The organism is Sphingobium sp. DC-2 (genome assembly GCF_000722555.1).
GTDB classification, from domain to species: domain Bacteria; phylum Pseudomonadota; class Alphaproteobacteria; order Sphingomonadales; family Sphingomonadaceae; genus Sphingobium; species Sphingobium quisquiliarum.
This window is the reverse complement of sequence record NZ_JNAC01000040.1, coordinates 1-6,238: the sequence shown is the minus strand read 5'-3', so window position 1 is coordinate 6,238 and position 6,238 is coordinate 1. Positions and strand designations below refer to the sequence as shown.

Genomic DNA, 6,238 nt, shown 5'->3' with positions numbered 1-6,238 from the left:
CCTTGTTGCCCATTATGCCCGGCCACACACGGAAATCCTGACAGTCCCCGGGCGAGTTCTGGTCACCCAAGAGCAAGGCTGATGCGATCAGCGACATCGAATCCGGCATCCACGAATATTGGGTGAATTGGGCTAACAGCCCGGAAACCAAAATCCGGGTCGTCAACGCGCCGACGGGAAAATACCTCCGCACTGATCGCGATTCGACGTCAAGGAACAACCTTGACGACCTTCCGGACTGTTGATGCGCGGCGCTTCGGGGCGGGGATCGTTCCCCGTCCCGTTAAGGCATCGATGCGAAGTCGCTCCGGCGGTGTTCTTTCACCATCAGCGCGAGTTCGGGCGGCGACAACACTTCCACCGCGTCACCCCACATATACAGATGCCAGCACATCTCCAGCAATCCTGACGCCCGGAAGCGGACCAGCAAAGTCCCGTCCTCCCCGTGCTCGACCGTCTGCGCAGGATGGAACAAGAAGCCGGCGGCCCTGGGCGCCGCGCGTGCGTCGAAGCGCCAAGCAACGTCATGGATGGCATCCTCCTGCTGATAGGATGCGAAGCAACGTTGCGCGTGCGCTTCCAAATCGAAGCCAGGCTTGCGAACAAAGCTTTCAGACAGGACCGCGGCATCTTCGATGGCGTCCACGCGAAAATGCTGGATGCCGCCACCCACCTTTTCCAGATCGACGGCGACAAGATAGCGGCGAGCTCCTAACAACAATCCGTGCGGCGCTACCCTGCGATCTCGGGCCTTCGCGTCCTTCCAGCCGCGATAACGAATTCGCAACGCTGATGTCCCCTTTAGCGCAGTCGATATGGCATGATCGATGGCTTCGTTTCCAACCGGCCGCGGGCCAGGACGCGCGGCATGCCCAAGCGCAACCAGCAACGCGTCTTCATCCGCTTCGATCCTGCGGCTACGATCTATCGGGATAAGGGCGAGGATCTTGGCATGCAGCGATCGCAGCGCCTGGACCTGATCAATGCCTGCGCCCTTCTTCAGCATCTCTTCCGCAAGCGTCAGCGCTGCAAGTTCCTCAGGCGTGGGCGTCAGCAGGGGCGCGATCGCTGAACGAGGAAGATACCACCGCAATTTTCCGGATTCCTCATCTCGAAAGCTGTCCAATTCCGGAAAACGTTCACGAAGCGCTGCTACCACTCGCTGCGCTGTTCTATAGTCCCGTTCCAGAATTTCCGCGATTTCTTCGAGAGTCACCCCGCGAGCGCTTGCGGCGCGCGAGGCGATAGTCAGAAGATCGATGGCGTTGCGATAGGACATCCTAAACCTTCTCCATGCGACAGGACCTGTCGTGTGATCGCATCATGCTGAGCCTGTTCAATGCAGTCCAGCAAACAGCGATTCGCGAAGGGGGTAATGATGCGGAATTACAGCGGCCAGACGATCTTCTCGGCCAGCGATCTGGTGAACTTCATGGGATGCGCGCACGCCACTGTGCTGGATATCCGGAATCTGGTCTCCCCCGTGACGTTTGCGGAAGATGACGAAAATGCCGTCCTGCTGCAGGAGAAGGGGATTGAACACGAGCGCGCCTATCTTCAGCGACTGCAGGACGAAGGTCGATCCGTAATCGAAATCGCCGCGACCGGCACGCTGGAGGAGCGGGCTGATGCAACGCGCCAAGCTATGCGCGAAGGGTATGACGTCGTCTATCAGGGCGCCTTCCTTGCAGGGAGGTGGCACGGCTATTCGGACTTCCTGCTGCGGCGCGACGACGCAACCTCATCGCTGGGGCCCTATGTCTATGATGTCGCCGATACAAAGCTGGCTCGGTCGGCAAAGGCCAAGCATGTGCTTCAGCTCTGCGTTTACGCCGACATGCTCGAAGAAGTGCAAGGCGCGCTGCCGCCCGAGATGCATGTGGTGTTGGGGTCCGGTGAAACCACGTCTCTCCGCACGACCGCTGTGCGCCATTACTTCGATTTTGCGCGCCGCCGCTTCGAGGCCTTTGTCGATGCCCCGCCGGCCACGTCTGCCAGTGATCCATGTGGACATTGCACGTTCTGCCGCTGGTCGCCCATATGCGAGGAGGAATGGCAAGCCACAGACCATCTCTCGATCGTTGCAGGCATGGGGCGCGGCCAGATTTCAACGCTGCGCGAATCCGGCATCAACGACATAGGAGCGCTCGGCGCGCTGCCACCGGGGACGGCGGTGCAGGGCATGCAGCCCGACACCGTCGCCCGGCTAACCAGTCAAGCTCGACTCCAGGGCCATCAACGCCGAACGGGCGAGCAGCGCGTGGAAATTTTGCCGCTGGAAGCAGGGCGCGGATTTTCACGTCTGCCGCGACCTCATCATGGCGACATGTTCTTCGACATGGAGGGTGATCCTCTCTACGACGGAGGCCTTGAATATCTCTTCGGCATCGTCGCGTTCGATGAGGAAGGCGCGGACCGGTTTCACGAATTTTGGGCGCATGATCGCGAGAGCGAAAAGGTCGCTTTTGAACAAACCGTCGATTTCATGGTGGATCGTCTCGCGCGTTATCCCGAAGCGCACATCTACCATTACGCCGCCTACGAGCAGACAGCCCTGAAGAAGCTCGCCATGTATCATGGGACGCGTGAGGCGGAGGTGGATGATCTGCTTCGGGGCGAGCGGCTTGTGGATCTCTACCGGGTCGTAGCAGAGGCCATCAGGACTTCCGAACCGCGTTACTCCATCAAGAACATGGAGGCCTTTTACCTGCCTGGCGGACGACAGGGGGAAGTCAAGAATGCAGGCGACAGCATCGTCATCTACGAACGCTGGCGACGCCTTGGCGATGATCAGCTGCTGCGGGAAATCGCTGATTATAACGAGATCGACTGCCGCTCGACGCGCATGTGCCGCGATTGGCTCCTGTCATTGCGGCCGGATGATGCAGTATGGTTCGATTCAGCTCGAGTGGCGGCCGCCGATCCAGAAAAGGTAGCTGCGCGAACTGAAGCTGAAGAGCGCACGCGCCGCTTGGCAGAGGCCCTGACAGCTGGCGACGCCGAGCCCTGGCGGCATCTGCTGGCGGATCTGCTGGAATTCCATCGCAGGGAAGCCAAACCATCCTGGTGGGCGATGTTTGCGCGTCAGGATCTGGACCGCGAAGGGTTGCTGAACGATGCCGAATGTCTCGCTGACCTAGAGCCCCATGCCGACATCCCTCCGCGTAAAGACAAGCGGTCGCTGGTCCATACGTTCACTTTCCCAGCACAGGATTTTAAGCTGAAGGTAGGGGATGCGCCATTGCGCTCTGGAACGCTTGAACCTGCTGGGGAAATTGTGCTTATGGACGAAGATCAGCGCATTCTGGAGCTGAAGCAGGGGCCGAGCCGCTCGCCGCTTGAACCTGGAGCCGCGCTCATTCCCACCGGCCCGATTGGCGATGCGGTGCTCAGGGCGGCGATCCACAGATACGCCGAGCACGTCGCTTCCGGTGGAACTCGGTATGGCGCTGTCACCGCCATTCTTCGACGGGATAAGCCGCGCCTTTCGGGACGCGCGTCTGGCCAGCCAATAGTGGCAGATGGCGCAGACGCGACGGCGGGCGCGATAGATGCTTTGCGCGCCCTCGACGACAGCTACCTGCTGATCCAAGGGCCGCCCGGCGCGGGCAAGACATATACGTCCTCGCAGGCCATCGTGGCCCTGCTTGCCGCTGGCAAACGCATCGCCATCGCTTCCAATTCGCATAAGGCCATCAATAATCTGCTCTCGGATGTGGAGGTGATGGCAACGGCGCAAGGCCTGAACTGCCGCGGGATGAAAAAGTCGACCCGCGAAGATCAGGCGCTCGGCACACAGGGGTGGATCGAGGATGTTATCGGCGGAAGCGGTAGCGGGGTTGAAGCGCATCACCGCCTTGTCGCCGGAACGGCTTGGCTTTTCGCCCGGGAGGAACTGGACCAAGCCTTCGACTATCTTTTCGTTGATGAGGCGGGCCAGGTGAGTCTCGCCAACATCGTCGCGATGGGCATCTCCGCCCGCAATTTCGTCCTGGTGGGCGACCAAATGCAACTATCCCAGCCGATCAAGGGCACCCACCCGGGCAATAGCGGACTATCTGCGTTGGATTACCTTCTCGAGGGGCAATATACCGTCCCAGCTGAGCAAGGCGTGTTCCTGCCCATCACACGCCGAATGCATCCTGATCTCTGCCGCTTCATATCCGATGCGGTGTATGAAGGTCGCCTTGAAGCCGAACCGTCCACTGCTAGCCAGCAGCTGCAAGTGAATTTCGCTCAGGATCCTGACGCGCTCGCGCCTGCAGGGCTGCGCTTCATCGATGTTGCGCATAGCGGATGCACCCAGCGTTCAAACGAGGAGGCGGAACGTCTTGCGCGCACCTATAACGCCTTGTTGGGCGGCCGATGGGTTGATCGGCATGGTGATATGCGAACGATCGGAACTGACGACATTTTGGTCGTATCGCCATACAACATGCAGGTGGAGCTGCTGAAACGGGTCCTTCCTGATGGTGCCCGGGTCGGAACAGTAGACAAGTTCCAGGGCCAAGAAGCTGCTGTCGTCCTGGTATCCATGGCCACCTCCTCAGCAGACGACCTGCCGCGAAATATCGAGTTCCTGTATAGCCGCAACCGGCTGAACGTGGCCATCAGCAGGGCGAAGTGCCTTTCAGTGATTTACGCCAGTCCGCGGCTGCTGGAGATCCCCTGTTCCACCATAGCGCAAATGGAACTCGTCAACGGGCTGTGTTGGGCTAAGCGGTTCGCTGAAGAGCAGCGGGCCGCAATGCTGGAAGGCGCGACGGAAAGTTGAGCCACGCCCTCTGACCCGGGGAGCGCTCATCATTTGGCAGTGGACTCGCTTGATCAGGAGCTTCGTTCCGAACACGGTGACGCCAAGTCTGTAGTGATTCATTCCTGAACCCGGGCCACAAGTTACGTATACGAAATATTATTGGACCGCCTCCAACATGTTGAAAACTGAAGGAGAAAGCGAAACTATGTTCGACGACGAATTGGGCCCGCAGAACGAGAATGAAGGTTCGGATTTTATCGCTGCTACAGCGACAGATGTGCGGACGATCTGGTCAGCATGGTTGGAACGCGGATGGCACGGGGTGAAGGTCGCCGAATGGGCTGGCCTCTATCTGCCGGCAAAGCTCGACGCCGACATTCGCTTCCTCAACCTTCTAGTCGACAAGGTGCCCGATTTTGCTCGCGTGGCGCAGCGCATGCGTCGTGAGGCTGTCGGTGATCTCATCCGCGACCAACATCTTCTTCCCTGGACAAGCAAGGCGCGGCCGCAGTTCTTTAGCGAGCACCGCGATGGTCATCAGCTGGAGCTCAAGGATCGCGAACACGCCTTTCCTGTCTCACAGGTTAAGTCACTGGTGCTGATGGCCCTTGAAGAGGGCGATATCGAACAAGCGCGCAATCGCTTGGTTTACTGCTGGCTCATCCCGACAGTGCACTGCACCAATCAGACTCATCGGGCCCTTCCGAGCCGCTGCGAAAACTTCGACCGCCCGTTCGATCGTTATTCTAGCCGGCACGAGAAGATGGGCGATCTATCGCTGCGCCGATTCGACGGCACCATCATCGATCCTGACGCATATAGCCGTTCGCATCTCCTGGAAGACCTTCGAACGATTGATCAGCTTAAGCCGATCGTTGACGGGCTGGAAGGCTTGACCTTCCCCGCACCTGAAGAGGAAGCGCGTTACACGTCGGCAATGACGAAGCGCGGAAGTTCGGGCCGCGACAACTGATCCTTAAAGCGGATCGCTACCAGTCTCTCACATTGGCATCCGACCATCAGGCTGGACGGATGGGCGAGAGTTAATCTCGGTTTTTAGGGCTTGAAGACGACTTAGCCGGATTTTGAGGACGAGTTAGTCGAACTCAACAAAGTTCTGGATGCCCGACGAGGATTCGAACCTCGATTGACGGAGTCAGAGTCCGTAGTCTTACCTTTAGACGATCGGGCACCGGGCGAGGGTCGCTCGCACGGGAAGCGCGCAAATAGGCCTGCTCGGCAGATAGGTCAAGGGGCTTGGGTACAGCTTTTCAGGAAAATCACGACGAGCCAGCTACCGAAAAGCCCGCCGGACGACCAGCGTCCGGCGGGCTCTTTCATCTTCCTTTGCAGGATCGATGGGCTTGGGAGCCGCTATCCAAGATAGGAAGCGGCTCCGCTATTTCAAAGCGGCTTAGTCTTCATCGCTCTTGGGGACTGTCAGGATTTCCGTGTGCGGCCGGGCGGTTGATCATCAGGCCG

General features: G+C 59.2%; 4 protein-coding genes and 1 tRNA gene. 3 read left to right on the top strand and 2 right to left on the bottom strand.

What is annotated here, in order from left to right:
* Positions 1-122 precede the first annotated feature (122 nt).
* Positions 123-245 (top strand): DUF3892 domain-containing protein, encoded by a 123-nt coding sequence (locus tag ET21_RS28895; protein WP_369291561.1) that lies wholly within the window; start codon positions 123-125, stop codon positions 243-245.
* A gap of 38 nt (positions 246-283) precedes the next feature.
* On the opposite strand, the gene ET21_RS0108370 is transcribed toward ET21_RS28895, so the two are convergent.
* A complete protein-coding gene (locus ET21_RS0108370; protein ID WP_030539313.1) occupies positions 284-1,279 on the bottom strand; it encodes a YafY family protein in 996 nt (331 codons plus the stop codon).
* A gap of 99 nt (positions 1,280-1,378) precedes the next feature.
* Between ET21_RS0108370 and ET21_RS0108365 the strand changes: the two genes are divergently transcribed.
* Positions 1,379-4,774 (top strand): TM0106 family RecB-like putative nuclease, encoded by a 3,396-nt coding sequence (locus ET21_RS0108365; protein ID WP_030539312.1) that lies wholly within the window; start codon positions 1,379-1,381, stop codon positions 4,772-4,774.
* Between the two features lie 187 nt (positions 4,775-4,961).
* On the top strand, positions 4,962-5,729 hold the full coding sequence (locus ET21_RS0108360) for a hypothetical protein (protein WP_030539311.1): 768 nt from the start codon (positions 4,962-4,964) through the stop codon (positions 5,727-5,729).
* 145 nt (positions 5,730-5,874) lie between these two features.
* Here ET21_RS0108360 and ET21_RS0108355 read toward each other — a convergent pair.
* Positions 5,875-5,948: transfer RNA gene (locus tag ET21_RS0108355), tRNA-Gln, on the bottom strand.
* Positions 5,949-6,238: the final 290 nt, after the last annotated feature.